Below are 15496 nucleotides of genomic sequence, written 5' to 3' on the forward strand. Positions count from 1 at the left end.
GCACGAATGATTGACTCAGGAGTTCCCCCCACCCCAATATACGTATCCAGTGTTCCTTCAAGCTTTGGATAAACTTCGGCATTCTCCAAAGATTGAGTGAATTTTCCTTTCCAAGTCAACGGCTCCCCTTTAAGGAGTTCATGAAACATCGCTACTTTTTCTTCAAATAATTCTTCATAATCTTGAAGATCATAGCCAAATAGTGGAAAAGATTCAGTAAATGATCCCCGACCTAACATGATTTGTGCCCGACCGTTTGAAAGGGCATCAACTGTCGCAAACCGTTCATAGACCCGGACTGGATCATCAGAACTTAGCACCGTTACTCCGGTACCTAATTTGATTCTTTTAGTGACCATTGCCAGCGCAGCTAGCACTGTATCTGGACTTGAGATTGCGTATTCTTCTCGATGGTGTTCGCCTAATGCGAGGATATCGACACCGACTTCATCGGCTAGTTTTCCTTCCGCAATGATATTTCTTAATGATTGGCTGTAACTGATTCTTTGATGGGTGTGGTCATCAAAAGCAAGATCACCAAATGTATCTAACCCGAATTCTAATTGTTTACTATTTATTGTCATGTCAAATCCCTCTTTTCAAATACTTCTTGTATTCACTATAACAACTTCTTTTTATTAATGCGAAAGATATGCTTACTTTTTGTAAGTTAACAGCAACTTGATTTTTGCCCTCGCAAAAAAACGTGTCCTGTTTTAAACAAGAACACGCTTTTTTGAAAGAATCAGATATTTTCCTGGTCAAAGATCGATCCCTTTGCTTCTTAAATTCGCCAGACACTCTTCTAAATACGCAACTGTATGTTCAGGATAGATCGGCACCGACTGTTCAATTGGTGCTAACGACCGGTAAGGAGGTGTCTTTTGTCCGCGATAGGTGGGTTCTAGCCATTCAGGAGCTGGCCGATAGCCTCGCCGCTGCATCTCTGCCATGACGAGTAGATGGTATTGGTACAATTTGTAGGGGGAATGAGTAAACACATAGTCGACTGTCGCATGCTTTTTTCCCCAACCAGCACCTCTAAGTGCAGCTACTTCCCGATGTTGTCCCAACAATTGTTGCCGAGGTAATCTAGGTAACAGTGCTTCATGCCACAACCTCATTTCATCGTTCCTCTACTTCGCTTGGTTTTTGTTCAGATTCTCTTGGTTGTCGATTACGATTTTCCCTACTGCATGGTGGGTCTCGCTGAGTGCATGGGCATCATAGACCCCTTGACGAGTTAATGGGAACGTTGCACCAATCACACTCACTAATTTGCCTTCAGCCATTAGCTTACCCAATTCACTTAATTGTTCTCCATTTGTCCGCAACCAAATTGCTTTTGCTTCAATTTGTTTTGCTGCGGCTAATGAATCATCTTCAATACTCAATACAGAAATCAAACGTCCCTGCTCTTTTAGAACGGAAAAGCTTTTCTTTTGGATCTCGCCACCCATGGTATCAAAAACCAAATCTATGTCAGAAAGAACTTCTTCAAAATCTGTTGTATGGTAGTCGATCACTTCATCTGCCCCTAATTTCTTGAGCAGGTCATGATTGCGGGGACTTGCCGTCGTGATAACATAAGCGCCCGCATTTTTTGCCAATTGGATCGCATAGGTACCTACACCACCAGCACCGGCATGAATCAACACTTTTTCACCGGCCTTTAATACGCCATGATCAAATAGGGCTTGTAAGGCAGTCAATCCAGCAAGCGGAACTGCTGCAGCTTCGGTAAATGAAACCGTTTCGGGAATACGTGCCAACAAGTTCGTGTCTACAAGGGTATAATCTGCATAGGTCCCAAACCGTGTCGTCTCTGGACGAGCGAAAACCCGATCGCCAATTTGATAGTCCTTGACATCTTGACCAACCTCAACGATTTCTCCGGCAACATCCCAGCCTAGAATGATTGGAAACTCCCAAGAAAACATTTGTTGCAAGTAGCCTTCGCGTAATTTCCAGTCGATAGGATTGATCGAAGTGGCTGCCACTTTCACTAGCACTTGATCGGCGCCAACAGTAGGCAATGTAACAGTTGCCTCTTCTAATCGTTCTTTATCTCCGTATTCATTAATAACAATTGCTCTTGTTTCCATCTAAACCACTCCTTGAAATTATGTAAATGAACTTCCATCACTTTTCTGAAGAAACGAAAGCTCTCTTTCATAGCTTAGGCAATGATTCTTGATTTTACAACTGATTCGACTTTTTCTTTCAGCAAAAAAGTCAGCTGCCTTACGGATTCCTTTTTCGTTGTCTTTTTAAAAAGGTTTTATTTTATTGCCTTTTGTAAAAGTTTCATTTATTCTACAGAAATAAGAATATGAAAAGAAAGAAGGAATTGATGAATTGAAAAGATTGCAGGTATTTTTTTGCGGGATCATTGCGATCCTCGGTCTTCTTTTTGTTGGCAAATCTGTGTTGTCCAATGAATCAGGAAGTGCATCAGCGAATGATGCCAACTCGGTTATTATTTATAATTGGGGGGAATATATTGATCCCGATCTGATAAAGAAATTCGAAACTGAAAGTGGCTATTCAGTGATTTATAATACATTTGACTCCAACGAGGCAATGGAGACTAAGGTCAAGCAAGGCGGTACACGATACGATTTGGTTTTCCCCAGTGAATCGATGATCCCCAAAATGATCGAGGAACAGCTGTTGCTTCCTTTGGAACATGAGAAACTTGTCGGTACGGAGGATCTTTCTGATTTTCTGATGAACCAGCGCTTTGATAAAAACAATCAATACTCCATTCCATATTTTTGGGGAACAATTGGCATCATGGTTAATAGGGATCAAATCGATCCTAACACCATCCATGGCTGGGCTGATTTGTGGCGTCCAGAATTTGCTAACGATATTCTAGTCGTTGATGGGGCAAGAGAAACGATAGGAATGGCTTTGCAAGCCTTGGATCATTCTCAAAATGAACTGGATCCAGCAACCCTTCAACAAGCTGTCAAAAAATTGACAGCATTACGCCCAAATGTCAAAGCAGTCCTTACCGATGAAATCAAGACGTTGATGATCAACAATGATGCACCGATTGGTATTGGTTATTCCGGAGATGCGGCGTATGTCATGTCTGAAAATCCGGCCATAACCTATGTCGTTCCTGATGATGGCGGTGCGATCTGGACAGATAATTTTGCCATTCCAAAAACAGTCGGCAATCTTGAAGGGGCTTATGCGTTTATCAATTTCATGCTACGTCCCGAAAATGCGGCTCAAAATGCGGAATACGTGGGGTATGCGACACCGAATGAGTCCGCGAAACAACTATTACCTGCTGAATTGACCGCTAATAAAGCGTTCTATCCCGATCCGGCAGCAATGGAACAGATGGAACACTACGAATACTTAGGAAAAAATGCCGTTGAACAGTACAACGATCTTTTTCTCGAATGGAAGTTGGGGTTATAACATGAATCTATTATTGAAGTCTTCCTGTATTTTTGATACAGAAAGAAAAACGACATTTGCCGGTTTCATTTTAATTGAAGGGACAAGAATCAAGGATGTGGGGTCTTTAGATGCCCTTCCTGCAAAATTACCCGATGAAACAACGATCATTGATTGCCATGACCAAATGATCATCCCGGGCTTTATCGATGCGCATATTCATTTTTATCTTTCCGCTTTGCTTCATGCGGGGCAACTCACTCATGTCACGGGAACAACTGAAGAAGCAGTTGCCCAGCAAGTACCGCAAATCCCTGTGACCCATGGCTGGAAAATTGGGATCGGATGGTTCAGCAGTGACTTTGGACAACAAGTCTATCCCACGAAAGCAGCGATTGACCGCTATTGTGATGAGGTACCCGTCATGCTGATCTCAGGAGATGCCCACAGCATTTGGTTAAACAGTAAAGGAATGGCGGCCTTAAATATCACAACCGAGTCAGTTCCTACCGGAATCAGTGGAGAAGCCTTGATGGAAGATGGCGAATTGACGGGCTGTTTTCTTGAGGCAGTCGCTATTAATTATTTGGCAGAGGTGCTGCAATCTTTTCACGCCAACAGTCATTCAACCTATCTCTCTTACATGGAACAGCTTAATCGTTATGGGATTACCACCATCGGCGATGTGGCATTGACGGGTGAAAGCTGGGACGACTTGATTTATCCGGAACTTTACCAGAAAGTTGCAGAAGAAGCGACTTTACGGGCGGTTTTTTACCCTGCGATGCGTGAGGAGATTGAGCATTTGACTGATATCTATCAAAACTATCGTTCTGAAAAAGTTCAAATGGGTGGGGTAAAGCAATTCTTTGATGGTGTGACAAGTACCCATACTGCCTTGTTAAAATCAGAGTACGAAACGCCTTACTTTGATGGCGATATCGGCATGCCGCTGATTGCCATCGAAAAAATGCGCCAGTTGATATTCTTAGCAAACCAGCAAGATTGGCCGATGCGCATCCATACGATCGGCGACCAAGCGATTCACCAAGCGCTGGGCTTTTTTAAAGAAAGTCAGGAGCGCTTCCCTCTTTCTGATGGAAAAAATAATACACTGGAGCATTTGGAAGTCATGGATCCTGCAGATCTTTCTTTAGTGGCACAGGAACATTTTGTTCTTTCTGTTCAGCCCAGTCATTTATTAGTCGGCTACGAAACATTAGATGAAGAAGTAGGTCCGCAACGTGCCAATCACATGTTTCCTTTTCACTCTTTTTTGACCCACGATGCTGTATTAGCCTTTGGAACCGACAGTCCAGTAGTGATCGATGTTTCTCCATTGGATTCAATCTATTATGCGGTGGCTAGAAAGGAAAAAGATGGTTCCCCAGCTGAAGGATTGATGCCCTATGAAGTGATTGATGTGGCAGATGCCCTCGTTGCTCATACCGCGGATGCAGCTCGAGCACTCAGTCGTCAAGACATTGGTTCGATCAAAGTCGGGCAGTTAGCTGATCTTTGTATTCTTTCAAAAAACATTCTTCCCCTTTCAGAAAAAGAGCTACTTGAGGTAGAAGTCACTGCAACTATTTTTAATGGTGCATTTGTCTATCAAAAAGACAAAGTTGCTAATTGAACCTCTCATGACTGAAGTCACGAGATTCTTGGGAATAGAGCGTACTTGCAAGCGTATTTCTTTGCTCACAGCGGTGTCTCTTGTTTACCAAGCTATCTCCGTAGTTCCTACGGTTCTTGATGCTTCCTAAGCCAATGCTTGTATTCGTAGGCCTTCGGTCAAAATATTGATACTAGCGTTGATATCTCGGTCGTGTTGCGCATGACAAATAGGACAAGTCCATTCTCGAATTTTGAGAGATTTCTTGCCGTCTTTATGGCCACATTCTGAACAAATTTGACTAGAAGGAAACCATTTATCTACCTTGATGATTTCACGTCCGTACCAGTCAGCTTTGTACTGTAATTTCGTCACAAAGCTAGACCAAGAAACATCAGAAATGCTTTTTGCTAGTTTATGATTGCGCAACATACCTTTGGTATTTAAGTCTTCAATACAGATAATATCGTGGTTTTTGATAATTTCCGTACTCAACTTGTTTAGAAAATCAGTACGTTGGTTCATTACTTTTTCATGTAATCGTGCTGCTTTTCGTTTTTGCTTTTGATAGTTTCTAGCTTCAAACAAATGGATACCATTCTGTTTAGCTGCTAATGCACGTCTAAAGTCGCGGGTATTCTCGGCTTTTTGATAAAATCGCTAACTTCGTACGAGCACTAGCTCCCGAATACTCGAATAATGGGTGACTTACTGCGCTAGTCTGCTGGGTTTCATCGACATTTCTCAGCTAACTTTGCAGCAGTCCTGCCTATTATTCGAGTATTTTTGTCCCTGAATCCCTAATAACCGCCAGTTTACTTTCAATTGGATACACCTATTCATTGAGTTGATTGACCGTTACGACTTCTATCTTCTTTACTCCCCACCCCCTAAAATACATACAAAATAACTAGGAGGATTCCGCCAATCAGTTCACTTACCGGGTATAGCGGATTGATGGGGATTGCGCAATGACTGCACTGTCCTTTTAACAGAAAAAAAGACCAGATAGGAATCAACTGATATGGGGAGAGCGTTTGTCCGCAGTTTTCACAATGAGAACGACCTCCGAGTGATTCATGACGGGGCAAACGATAAACGAAGACCATAAAAAAAGAACTAAGACAGCTGCCAATGGTAAATACCAAAAAAATGACCGACACTTCTTTTTCCAACCAGTTTCCTCCTCGCGTTTCCAAACAGCACTACTCAAAGGATTGTTCATAGACAAATACGCATTTATTGCTCTTTTTCATCAAAGACCCTGCTATCGATCAAGTTGTGCCTGTCATGTTGGTACTTATCAGTGAACAGAGAAATGCTTTAGTTGCTGTCAGTTGTTTTTGACCTACTGGAAGAAACAATCGGCTGTATTAGCCATTTTTCAGCGAAAACTCATGGATGATCCGAGGGTTGATTTCTCGCAACAGTCGATTCCAATCCTCTGCATCTGGAATCGATTTGAATAAGAGGTATCGATTTCCAAGTAATTGATCGTCACCATATTCACTGTAATTTGTCACTACGAGATCAATCTGATTTTTTTTCAGATAATCTGGGTTCATCTCCAAAGCATTAGGAAAAAACAGCTGCTGAAAGCGGCCAAGATATTTGATTGCAGTGGCCTCTATATTTTGACAAACTAGACTATTTCCCTCTAATAAGAAAGCAATATTTTGAGGTGTTCCCCAATGAATTTCCTGTAGAGAATCCATAAAGAGCACAGCCATCACCGTGATTTCTGTCACTGGTGTCTGACCACCTGTCACTTGTTGATGATGTTCCTGAAAGAAGGCAAAAAATTCATGATACATCTGGGGAAATTTTTCTTGGACTACCTCATGAACATCCAGTATATTTTGATTCGTTACCGGTGATAATTGTTCTTTTAAAGACAACATCGTAAAAAATGAGCGAACAAATATGAGATCCCGCTTTAGATTGGTGCTTTGTTGACCAAAAGCGTCTAAAAATAATTTTGCAGTGACAGTGATCGCTTGATTCGGTTGGTGTTCCCCGACAAAGCGCTGCTCCCCGTCTAAATCTGTCAAGGAGCGTCGACATAAAATCATCACATACAGATACAACAAATCATCCGTTGCCAACGGTTTACCAGCAGATGCTTCGATCACCTCATTGATCCTAGCAAATAGTTGAAATGCCTGACTTTCTTTTAACGATTGAATCCTGTCTGAATCAATTACTAACCGTCCTTCACGCTCTAAAGCGATCATCAGCGTGTAGCTAAAATCCCCTAATGACACATTAGGATAACTGCTGAAAAAATGCTCCTTTTGCAACGCAAAGGCAATATTCTGAATCGCAATCGAGGGAAAGACCGTGTGAGGGGTAGTTTCTGATTCGTAGTAAAAATCATGAAAAAAACTGCGAACATCGATTTCCTTTCCGATGAGATCAATATTCCTCGACGAGAAGGATAAGCGATATCGGGACAATTCGCTTTCCACATTCTTTAGATAGCGCAGTAACGTGCTTTCAGAAATGTGCAGCTGATCTGCCCATTCCCCAATCCCTTTGATCTCATTTTGAAAAATCCCTTCTAAAATCTGAAAAAGCGGCTCATTCTCAAGTAACTGCCGCTTCTCTTTTAAATAATCCTCGCGGGTCTTTTCTTTGAAGACATAGCCTACCGTGGCAGTTTCGATCGTAACTGAATGACGGAAAAAGGCTCGGATCTCTTGCATATCGGTAACAATCGTCCGTGTAGTACTTGTTGTGATCTGGGCCAACTCTTTGACGGAGCGAATCGCTTTTCGTTCAAAGGCATGTAAAATTTTTAACCATCTGACAGTTTCTTTGTTCGTTATAAATTTCAGTTGAAAATCTTTCACTTATTTTCCCCTCCTGCTTTTGCCATGACTGCGAGTTTCGTTTCCATGCTTTTCTTATTATACCGCCTAGAATAAAAGAAGTAGTCGTTTCCGCCTTAGCCCAAATTTCCGTCCTTTCTGTTCAACGGAGACACACTTTCTGGGAAAACAGGCTCAAATTGACCAAAAACAATAAAAAAACAGAAAGAATTGTTATTTTTTATTTAAGAACCCTTGATTGTAAGCGGTATTTTTGTTATTCTTTAACAGTAGAGGAGGTGGAACGTGCAGTGTATGCTATCAAGATATTTCATGGTTATCTGACAGCACAGGGAAAAAGAACTCGAGATAAATCAATTGCTTTGACTTATACATGCAAAGAAGATGCCGAACGCTTCGCAAATAAAATTGGCGGGAGAGTTAAAAAAATTGGATAACCTTAACTGTTGAAAAAGAGTAGTCGACCATTAATCGTTGGCCACTCTTTTTGTTTTGTAAAAAAATATTCTCTAGCAAATCCTTTTTTCTATTTGTTTTTATTTCTCACTTGTCAAAATTAAAAATACACTGTTGCGATCAATTGTTGAATGCCGTTTCTTCCCCTTTTCACTTCTATTAGCCATAAAAAAAGACTGAAACTTCTGAGGTCACACGAAGTGTTTTTCGCTCAGAAACGTTTCAGTCTTTTTCTTTTTAAGGAATTGCGATGGTGACATCGACGGTCTGGATCGCCACGTCATAAAATGGATCTTCTCGTCTGCCCAAGAAATCTTTTGCTTGCGCTGGGAAAAGAGCATACATCAGCACATCTTCTTCCGTTTTGGCATATTCATTGATTTCTTGCTCGAATGCAGGGAGCTGCGGCGGAATCAAATCTGCTGGACGTTCGGTGATCACCGCTTCTGTTCCAATGATTTTTTCTTGGATCTCTGTTTTGATCGGTGCCGGAGGACGACCGTAAAGACCACGAACGTAGTCTTTGATCTCCGTTGGGACTAATTTGTAGCGTTCACCAGAAATCACATTCATCAACGCCTGTGTGCCAACCATTTGAGACAAAGGGGTAACTAAAGGAGGAAATCCAAGGTCGGCACGCACTTTCGGCACTTCGGCCAATACTTCTTCGTACTTGTCCTGCAGACCTTGTTCTGTCAATTGACTCAATAAGTTGGATAACATCCCACCAGGCACTTGATAAATCAATGTTTTTGGTTCTGTATCTTTGACTTTCGGATTCAAGATTCCTTCCTCTCGGAACCGATCACGGATTGGATTGAAATAATCAGCAACTTCAGCCAATTTCTTTTTGTCCAGGTTTGTCTCAAATCCTAGTTCTTCCAAGGCAATCGCCACAGATTCTGTTGCTGGCTGACTCGTTCCCCCTGCAAATGAAGAAATTGCTGTATCGATAATATCTGCTCCAGCTTCTGCAACTTTCAAATAAGTCATTTCTGAAATACCACTGGTGGCGTGGGTGTGGACCTCTAATGGCAGATCCACAGCATCTTTGATTCGGCTGACCAATTCAAATCCGATTTGAGGGGTCAGGACACCAGCCATATCTTTGATACAAATCGAATCAGCTCCAAGATCCGCCATTTCTTTTGCTAAGTGCACAAAGTATGCAACGGTATGCACTTCGCTGGTTGTATAAGAGATCGCTGTTTGACAATGACCGCCAGCTTCTTTAGCTGTTGTGATAGAAGTCGCCAAATTTCGGGTATCGTTCAACGCATCAAATACACGAATAATATCGATGCCGTTCTTGATCGATGTCTCAACAAATTTTCGCACCACATCATCCGCATAATTTTTGTATCCCAGTAAGTTTTGCCCCCGAAGAAGCATCTGCAATTTGGTGTTCTTCACTTCGCGGCGAATCTGCCGTAGACGTTCCCAAGGATCTTCATTTAAGAAACGAATACATGAATCAAAGGTTGCTCCGCCCCACATTTCTAATGAATGGTAGCCTACTTCATCCAATGTTTTAATGATGGGCAACATATCTGACGTTGGCATTCTGGTAGCGATCAAGCTTTGTTGGCCGTCACGTAAGACTGTTTCCATGAATTGAATTTTCTTAGTCATCTGCTTGCATCCTTCCTTTTGAAACGAGTTCATTTATTTTTTGCTGTATTGTTTCGACAGAATGCCTTCTTGATCGTCCACATAGTTTTGCTTCCTTGTCACAAACAAAACAGCGGCGTTTGGGGTAGTCTAACGCTTCGCGACTGATCGACTGCACTTCACCCGCTTCTAGCCAGAGCACATCAAGATCGGCTAATCGCCCATAAGGATGGCTTTCTTCAAGTTTCACCATCCTTTTCTTTAATTCTTCTTTTTTTAAAGGAAGTAAAAGAAAATATTCATAACCAGTTTTTTCATTTCGATAAAGATGAAGGAAAGAAAAAACATCGGCCACAGCTAATTCGACTTCATCCATCAAGCTTTTAAAAACGACTTCTAATCCAGCTGATGTTTTGACAGGTCCGGGAATATTCATGGTGGCCGACAGCAGTGTGTATTGGGGCGCCGAATCCAGTAACTCTTTTTGCCGTTTTGCACGCTGTTCTCTCGCCGCCAATACTTCTGCTAATGAAACTTCCGGTCCCTCAAATAACAAGCTACACATTTCTCACAACATCAATGAGGGTGCCATCGCGGTATTCAATCAATGCCACTACTTTATCGCCATAGTGAATGGCTTCAGGCGTTCCAACAATCTGGTAAGCTTTCTCTTTTAACTCTTCGATCGTATACTGAGGCACATCTAATGTTTTAAACTGTTCAATCAAATCTTGACGTGCTGGATTGATGGCAATCCCTACTTCTGTCACGATCACATCGATACTTGTTCCTGGAGTGACTACCGTATTTACTTTGTCAACGATCGTTGGAATTCTGCCTCGCACTAATGGGGAAATAACGAGACTCATTTTGCATGCCATACTCGTATCAGAGTGCCCGCCTGATGCGCCGCGAATCACACCATCAGATCCTGTCATCACGTTCACATTGTAGTCTGTATCGATTTCCAATGCGGACAAAATAGCGGTGTCTAATTGGTTGATCACCGAGCCTTTACTTAACGGCGAAGCATACATCTCGGCATCGATTTCATAGTGTCCGGCATTGCTTCCTAATGAAAGGGCTGAAGAATGATCGAAATCTTGTACATCAATGATTTTTTCAACCAATCCTTCCTCCAATAGTTCCACCATTGCATTGGTAATCCCGCCCAATGCAAAGCTCGCTTTTATTCCGTCTTTCAGCATCGCTTCGCGCAAAAAGCGGGAAACAGCTAATGCAGCACCACCGGTACCTGTTTGAAAGGAGAAACCCTCTTTATAGTAAGGAGAATTTGTGATCACTTTTGCTGCGTACTCTGCGATCAATAGTTCTTTCGGATTTTTGGTAAAGCGGGTTGCTCCTTTGGCAATCCCTTGTGGGTCACCGATTGCTTCCACTTCAACCACATAATCCACATCGGTTTGCGGAATACTGATTGGTGTATTCGGAAATGGCACCAGCGTATCTGTGATGATCACAACTTTATCTGCATATTTTGCATCGATCATTGCGTACCCTAATGAGCCACAGGTGGCTTTTCCTACTGTCCCATTGGCATTACCATAAGCATCTGCACTTGGTGCGCCTAAAAAAGCCACGTCGATATGCACATCACCAGCGGCAATGGCCCGAGCACGACCGCCATGTGAACGGATCACAACAGGATTTTCCATGATTCCTGCTGAAATCGCTGCCCCTACATTGTCTCTCAATCCGCTGGAAGTAATATTGGTAACAACGCCATTTTTGATATGGTCAATCAATGGTGCATGGACGTTTGCGATGGAGCTCGGGGCAATCGAAATATTTTTGATACCCATATTAGCGATTTCTTCCAAGACCATATTCATGACATAATCCCCTTCACGAAAATGATGGTGGAAGGAAATCGTCATGCCATCTTTCAGCCCTGTCTTTTCGATGGCTTCACGAATACTACCAAGAAGTTTGGTATCTCTTGGGCGAACGGGAGTAACGGTACGACTCGCTTCTTGATACGTATCGATATGCACCAATTCTCCTTCGAACACACCGTATTGATCCGCATATACTTGTGGAATCTCTTTGCCTACTTTGTTCATGACCATGCCTAAATCTCCTCCTCCGTAATCAACTTCGCGGCCTTAGCCAATGCAATCACTCGCTGTGCCCGTTCAACGATGGGCTTGTCCACCATTTTTCCATTGACTGAAATAACTCCGGAGCCTTTTGCTTCCGCCTCACGAATGCCCCAAATGACTTCTTTGGCATTCTGGATTTCTTTTTCTGTCGGTGTATAAATCGCATTTACCAATGGGATTTGTCGTGGATTGATCACGGACTTCCCATCAAATCCTAGTTGCTTGATTTGTTGCACTTCATTTTGGAAGCCTGTTACATTGTCCACGTCCGAATAGACGGTATCGATAGCCGCGATTCCTGCAGCTCTGGCTGCATGCAGAATCATGTTGCGGGCAAAGGCTAATTCCTGTCCGTCGGGATAGCGCTTGGTTTTCATATTTGTGACGTAATCTTCTGCTCCTAAAGCAATTCCGATCAGTCGCTCTGACGCTTTGGCGATCTCCCGGGCATTCAATACCCCTTCTGCAGACTCGATGGCTGCCATCATTTTCGTTGTCCCCACTGGAATCTGATTGTCTTTTTCAACAGATGTAATCACCGCATCTACATCTAAAATATCTTGTGCCGTCTCTGTTTTTGGCAAGCGAATAACTTCAACACCAGCCAAGACCATTGCTTCAACATCTTGGGCGCCACCGGCGTCTAGTCCATTGATCCGTACAACTGTTTCTACATTGCTGTAATCAAATGTTTTCAATGCAAAGTGAACCAATGTACGCGCAGCATCTTTTTCTTTCAGAGAAACGGCATCTTCTAAATCAAACATAATTGAGTCTGCACCATATAACGGCGCGTCCCTTAGCATTGCTGCATTTGCGCCTGGAACAAACATCATGGTTCTTCTTAAACGTTCCATGAGTCAATCTCCTTCCAATCATATGCGTCTTTTTTTGCTGCCCGATGAATGGCGGTAATGGTTCGGGCTTGAATCGTACAATCCAAAGCGCCTTTATCAACGGCAGCTACTCGAACAGACTTGATTCCTAAATTTTTGATGGTCTCTTCGATCATTTTTTTGATTTGCTGACCAAATTGTTTCTCCACACTGCTTTCCAGAGAAATTCGGATTTCTTCAACTTCAATTGGCTCAACAGTAATCAAAATGTCGCTCGACTCTACTGTACCGGCTACTGCAATTTGTGTAATTTCCATAGGGGTTCACCTCTCGTTTTTTAGATAATGATAGGTCGTTGCTGGTAAAAATTGATGCAAACGGCGGTCATCCTGATTTTTCAAGGCTTCTCGAACTTTGGTGGCACTGATGATCTCGCCAGCAACACGCAATCTAGGTAAAATAACCAATTCTAACGAATCGCCAAACATTTCCTGCATCGCATGATTGTACGTATCGGTCACCTTTGAATAAGGTTCCTCGCCGACAAACCGTGTCCGAATGTCTAACACTGGGGCTATCTTCTCTTTAAATAGTTGCGCATCCACCTTTGCCTGAAGCTTTGCCACTGTTTCTATGGCACTGTCTTTCAGAAAGTAGGAAGGAAATGTTGCAGAAGACACCAGATAATCATTGGTAGGAAACACCGTCACATTGGGCAAATGAGCGACACCGCGTTTGACCATTGCCATCCGGTCTGCAGTCGAAAACTCTGAACGATCTTCGGATAGCACAAAGACATAGACTTGCTGACTCTGCTCCGCAGCTGTCTCGACAAGATACTGATGTCCTTTGGTAAAGGGATTGGCATTCATCACGATACTACTGCCGCTGCCCGTTTTTTTTCCTTGGGCTAAGAGAGAAAGATAGCTGGTAAAATTAGGCAACCCTCGTTCCATAAAAAGAATTTCTGAGGTTGCGATGATTTTCTGAAACCCTAGTGAGCGAAAGATCGATTCATTGTTGGGTTTTGAATACAAGAAATAATGCTGTTCTCCTTCTTCTGCCAAGCGATCAATCAGATGCTGAATGATTTCCGTCAGTAGATTTTCTGATTGAAAGGTTTTGCAAACAACCAAGCATTTCAATATGTTGCGGTAATAAGATCCAGTCGCAACCAGTAAATCGTTATGATAGATCCCCACTGTGTAATCCAGTTCTTCCTCTTTATTCAGACCGGCTTGATCCATCAAGGAAGCCCACTGTTCATAGACTCCTTGATCTCTTAGCCATAACCGTTTGATTGAATACATAAACGTCTCTTCTTTGTCTTTTTATTTTTTTATTGGGAAAAGTTTGCTGAGCAGCATGGAAGCAAGATAGATAATCAAGATAACCACAAAGACGCCACCCCAGCCCAGCACTAACAATTCCAGTGATTTCATTAAATCTGCTGACATCGAATTTCTCCTTTCTTAGGTTAGTAAAGCAAGCAATAAACCACCTGCAATAACGGAAGCAATCTGACCAGAAACATTGGCACCGGCTGCATGCATCAAAATAAAGTTTTGTGGGTCTTCATCTGTTGCCATTTTTTGGATCACTCGACTTGACATAGGGAATGCCGAAATTCCTGCGGCGCCAATCATTGGATTGATTTTTTCTTTTCTGAACAGGTTCAGCAGTTTAGCAAATAAGACACCACCGACAGAGTCCATAATGAAGGCAACTAAACCTAAAGCGATTACCATCAATGTATCGACTTGCAAAAATTCTTCATACTGCATTTTTACTGAGATAGAGAGTCCCAACAAAATACTAATGATGTTGACCAGCTCATTTTGAGCCGTGATAGAAAGTCGGTCTAATACGCCACATTCTCTCAAAAGATTTCCGAACATCAAGAAACCAACTAATGGCAGAGATACAGGGGCAATGAGTCCGGCAACGACAGAAATCACGATCGGAAAAAGAATTTTTGCTGTTTGTGAAACTTCGCCAGCACGATAAGTCATCCGAATCGAGCGCTCTTTTTTCGTTGTGACCGCCTTGATTGCAACCGGCTGAATGATTGGCACCAATGCCATATACGAATAAGCTGCAACCATGATTGCTCCCATATATTTGGAATTCAACGTGTTGGCGACAAAGATCGATGTTGGACCATCGGCGGCTCCAATGATGCCAATGGAAGCTGCATCATTCAAATCAAATCCTAATAAGACAGCAACGATGATCGTAAAGAAAATACCAAATTGGGCTGCAGCCCCAAATAAAAGCAGAAAAGGATTTTGGAGTAGCGGACCGAAGTCGATCATGGCTCCAATTCCGATAAACAAAAGCAATGGAAATAACTCGGTTGAGATTCCCATATCAAACAATACTTGAAAAGGTCCCGGTTCCCCGCCAGCACTCAACACACCAGAATTCGGGAAATTTACTAAAATGGTTCCTAGCCCCATCGGAACTAGCAGTGTTGGTTCATATTCTTTTTTGATTCCTAAATACATCAGGATGCCACCGACTACCATCATGACAATCCGTCCGGGTTCTTGTCCCATCCCTAAAAAGCCTTCAATCAGAGTTTCCACTAACGTCACTTCCTCTATT

15 protein-coding genes and 1 pseudogene are annotated in these 15496 nt (G+C 42.5%); 2 read left to right on the plus strand and 14 right to left on the minus strand.

Features of this window, described 5'->3' with window-relative positions:
* From Q0A12_RS14000 to Q0A12_RS14010, 3 genes are all read right to left on the minus strand, one after another.
* The coding region (locus Q0A12_RS14000; RefSeq protein ID WP_291293243.1) for an LLM class flavin-dependent oxidoreductase at positions 1–584 on the minus strand (584 nt) is incomplete at its 3' end.
* Between the two features lie 177 nt (positions 585–761).
* Positions 762–1124 (minus strand): TIGR02328 family protein, encoded by a 363-nt coding sequence (locus Q0A12_RS14005; protein WP_291293244.1) that lies wholly within the window; start codon positions 1122–1124, stop codon positions 762–764.
* A 12-nt stretch (positions 1125–1136) separates the two neighbouring features.
* Positions 1137–2105: an NADP-dependent oxidoreductase gene (locus tag Q0A12_RS14010; RefSeq protein WP_291293245.1), complete on the minus strand. Its 969-nt coding sequence runs from the start codon at positions 2103–2105 to the stop codon at positions 1137–1139.
* Between the two features lie 253 nt (positions 2106–2358).
* Between Q0A12_RS14010 and Q0A12_RS14015 the strand changes: the two genes are divergently transcribed.
* Both Q0A12_RS14015 and Q0A12_RS14020 read left to right on the plus strand, forming a co-directional pair.
* Positions 2359–3438: an ABC transporter substrate-binding protein gene (locus tag Q0A12_RS14015; protein ID WP_291293246.1), complete on the plus strand. Its 1080-nt coding sequence runs from the start codon at positions 2359–2361 to the stop codon at positions 3436–3438.
* A gap of 1 nt (position 3439) precedes the next feature.
* Positions 3440–5053, plus strand: coding sequence for an amidohydrolase (locus Q0A12_RS14020; RefSeq protein ID WP_291293247.1), 1614 nt, complete (start codon positions 3440–3442; stop codon positions 5051–5053).
* Positions 5054–5179: 126 nt separating this feature from the next.
* Here Q0A12_RS14020 and Q0A12_RS14025 read toward each other — a convergent pair.
* The 11 genes and pseudogenes from Q0A12_RS14025 to Q0A12_RS14075 form a co-directional block, all read right to left on the minus strand.
* A pseudogene (locus Q0A12_RS14025) lies at positions 5180–5656 on the minus strand (RNA-guided endonuclease TnpB family protein); the annotation flags it as partial.
* 266 nt (positions 5657–5922) lie between these two features.
* Positions 5923–6207: a prepilin peptidase gene (locus Q0A12_RS14030; protein ID WP_291293248.1), complete on the minus strand. Its 285-nt coding sequence runs from the start codon at positions 6205–6207 to the stop codon at positions 5923–5925.
* A gap of 198 nt (positions 6208–6405) precedes the next feature.
* Positions 6406–7884, minus strand: coding sequence for a helix-turn-helix domain-containing protein (locus tag Q0A12_RS14035; RefSeq protein WP_291293249.1), 1479 nt, complete (start codon positions 7882–7884; stop codon positions 6406–6408).
* A 672-nt stretch (positions 7885–8556) separates the two neighbouring features.
* On the minus strand, positions 8557–9951 hold the full coding sequence (locus Q0A12_RS14040; RefSeq protein WP_291293250.1) for an oxaloacetate decarboxylase subunit alpha: 1395 nt from the start codon (positions 9949–9951) through the stop codon (positions 8557–8559).
* Positions 9944–10495: a citrate lyase holo-[acyl-carrier protein] synthase gene (citX, locus tag Q0A12_RS14045; RefSeq protein ID WP_291293251.1), complete on the minus strand. Its 552-nt coding sequence runs from the start codon at positions 10493–10495 to the stop codon at positions 9944–9946. The genes Q0A12_RS14040 and citX overlap by 8 nt, the downstream gene beginning before the upstream one ends.
* Entirely contained in the window at positions 10488–12020 is a 1533-nt protein-coding gene (gene citF, locus Q0A12_RS14050; RefSeq protein ID WP_291293252.1) for a citrate lyase subunit alpha, read from the minus strand. The genes citX and citF overlap by 8 nt, the downstream gene beginning before the upstream one ends.
* A gap of 2 nt (positions 12021–12022) precedes the next feature.
* Positions 12023–12910 carry a citrate (pro-3S)-lyase subunit beta gene (citE, locus tag Q0A12_RS14055; RefSeq protein ID WP_291293253.1) on the minus strand — a complete coding sequence of 296 codons (888 nt, stop codon included), beginning with the start codon at positions 12908–12910 and terminating at the stop codon, positions 12023–12025.
* Entirely contained in the window at positions 12898–13206 is a 309-nt protein-coding gene (citD, locus tag Q0A12_RS14060) for a citrate lyase acyl carrier protein (RefSeq protein ID WP_291293254.1), read from the minus strand. The genes citE and citD overlap by 13 nt, the downstream gene beginning before the upstream one ends.
* Positions 13207–13212: 6 nt before the next feature.
* Positions 13213–14199 carry a [citrate (pro-3S)-lyase] ligase gene (gene citC, locus Q0A12_RS14065; protein ID WP_291293255.1) on the minus strand — a complete coding sequence of 329 codons (987 nt, stop codon included), beginning with the start codon at positions 14197–14199 and terminating at the stop codon, positions 13213–13215.
* A 21-nt stretch (positions 14200–14220) separates the two neighbouring features.
* Entirely contained in the window at positions 14221–14346 is a 126-nt protein-coding gene (locus Q0A12_RS14070) for an OadG-related small transporter subunit (protein WP_005470670.1), read from the minus strand.
* A gap of 15 nt (positions 14347–14361) precedes the next feature.
* Complete coding sequence (locus Q0A12_RS14075) at positions 14362–15477, minus strand: sodium ion-translocating decarboxylase subunit beta (protein WP_291293256.1); 1116 nt, start codon at positions 15475–15477, stop codon at positions 14362–14364.
* Positions 15478–15496: the final 19 nt, after the last annotated feature.

Origin of the sequence: Enterococcus sp., assembly GCF_022711995.1 — a bacterium.
Taxonomy (GTDB): Bacteria; Bacillota; Bacilli; order Lactobacillales; family Enterococcaceae; genus Enterococcus_D.

What these genes read in the sequence shown, in the direction of transcription:
- Q0A12_RS14070 (WP_005470670.1), bottom strand. Translation starts at nt 14,346, where the DNA reads ATGTCAGCAGATTTAATGAAATCACTGGAATTGTTAGTGCTGGGCTGG.
- citX (WP_291293251.1), bottom strand. Translation starts at nt 10,495, where the DNA reads ATGTGTAGCTTGTTATTTGAGGGACCGGAAGTTTCATTAGCAGAAGTA.
- Q0A12_RS14040 (WP_291293250.1), bottom strand. Translation starts at nt 9,951, where the DNA reads ATGACTAAGAAAATTCAATTCATGGAAACAGTCTTACGTGACGGCCAA.
- citE (WP_291293253.1), bottom strand. Translation starts at nt 12,910, where the DNA reads ATGGAACGTTTAAGAAGAACCATGATGTTTGTTCCAGGCGCAAATGCA.
- citC (WP_291293255.1), bottom strand. Translation starts at nt 14,199, where the DNA reads ATGTATTCAATCAAACGGTTATGGCTAAGAGATCAAGGAGTCTATGAA.
- citF (WP_291293252.1), bottom strand. Translation starts at nt 12,020, where the DNA reads ATGGTCATGAACAAAGTAGGCAAAGAGATTCCACAAGTATATGCGGAT.
- Q0A12_RS14010 (WP_291293245.1), bottom strand. Translation starts at nt 2,105, where the DNA reads ATGGAAACAAGAGCAATTGTTATTAATGAATACGGAGATAAAGAACGA.
- citD (WP_291293254.1), bottom strand. Translation starts at nt 13,206, where the DNA reads ATGGAAATTACACAAATTGCAGTAGCCGGTACAGTAGAGTCGAGCGAC.
- Q0A12_RS14005 (WP_291293244.1), bottom strand. Translation starts at nt 1,124, where the DNA reads ATGAGGTTGTGGCATGAAGCACTGTTACCTAGATTACCTCGGCAACAA.
- Q0A12_RS14020 (WP_291293247.1), top strand. Translation starts at nt 3,440, where the DNA reads ATGAATCTATTATTGAAGTCTTCCTGTATTTTTGATACAGAAAGAAAA.